This window comes from Neobacillus sp. DZ-9, from assembly GCF_059587065.1.
In genome coordinates this window covers 1-1005 of the sequence record NZ_JCAIOL010000054.1, presented here as the reverse complement: position 1 = coordinate 1005, position 1005 = coordinate 1, and the positions used below count along the sequence as shown (strand labels likewise).

Sequence of the window (1005 nt, the reverse complement as noted above, 5' to 3'; positions counted from 1 at the left end):
TGGAGCGGGTGATGAGAATCGAACTCACAACATCAGCTTGGAAGGCTGAGGTTTTACCACTAAACTACACCCGCATATTCAAAAAATTGGAGGCAGCAACCGGATTTGAACCGGTGATAAAGGTTTTGCAGACCTCTGCCTTACCGCTTGGCTATAGCCCAATAATTAAAATGGGGCGGCTGATGGGAATCGAACCCACGAATGTCGGAACCACAATCCGATGCGTTAACCACTTCGCCACAACCGCCATATTCTCTTTCTCTGGCAGGGGTAGTAGGAATTGAACCCACACCAAAGGTTTTGGAGACCTTCGTTCTACCTTTAAACTATACCCCTATAAATGGTGGCTCAGGACGGAATCGAACCGCCGACACAAGGATTTTCAGTCCTTTGCTCTACCGACTGAGCTACTGAGCCATATTATGATTGTTTCCTAAACTTTGAAGGTGGTCGTACCTTCGTCCCCATCTCAGAAAGCTTACGCAAGCAGCAGCTCGATGGGTACGCTGATGCTTATTCACTGTAGCTTTTTCGGGCGTGCTCTACCGACTGAGCTACTGAGCTATACTAAAAAAATCTATATCAACAGCAGCGTTAGCTGCTGGGATGAAAGTGGCGGTCTGGACGGGACTCGAACCCGCGACCTCCTGCGTGACAGGCAGGCATTCTAACCAACTGAACTACCAGACCATATTGCGGGGACAGGATTTGAACCTGCGACCTTCGCGTTATGAGCCCGACGAGCTACCGGACTCCTCCACCCCGCGACAATAAAAATACATTATTTTGTTCATGCTCTTAGTTAAAGGACCGCCCCGATTTCAGAAAGCATATTCAAGCAGCGACTCAATCGGTGCGCTGTAGAGTATTCGAGGAAGCTTATTCGAATGTGCTCCACCCCGCGACGATAAAAATAATTAAAATAAAATGGAGCCTAGCGGGATCGAACCGCTGACCTCCTGCGTGCAAAGCAGGCGCTCTCCCAGCTGAGCTAAGGCCCCATGT

The 1005-nt window shown here is 49.3% G+C and carries 8 tRNA genes; all 8 read right to left on the bottom strand.

The window, feature by feature from the left end:
* Positions 1-74, bottom strand: a tRNA-Gly gene (locus AC59HZ_RS31395).
* A 13-nt stretch (positions 75-87) separates the two neighbouring features.
* Positions 88-159, bottom strand: a tRNA-Cys gene (locus AC59HZ_RS31390).
* A gap of 12 nt (positions 160-171) precedes the next feature.
* Positions 172-247: transfer RNA gene (locus tag AC59HZ_RS31385), tRNA-His, on the bottom strand.
* Positions 248-262: 15 nt separating this feature from the next.
* A tRNA-Trp gene (locus tag AC59HZ_RS31380) sits at positions 263-336 on the bottom strand.
* 5 nt (positions 337-341) lie between these two features.
* Positions 342-417: transfer RNA gene (locus AC59HZ_RS31375), tRNA-Phe, on the bottom strand.
* A 196-nt stretch (positions 418-613) separates the two neighbouring features.
* Positions 614-690: transfer RNA gene (locus AC59HZ_RS31370), tRNA-Asp, on the bottom strand.
* Positions 691-693: 3 nt separating this feature from the next.
* Positions 694-767, bottom strand: a tRNA-Met gene (locus AC59HZ_RS31365).
* 161 nt (positions 768-928) lie between these two features.
* Positions 929-1001 (bottom strand) — tRNA-Ala (locus AC59HZ_RS31360).
* Between the last annotated feature and the right edge of the window lie 4 nt (positions 1002-1005).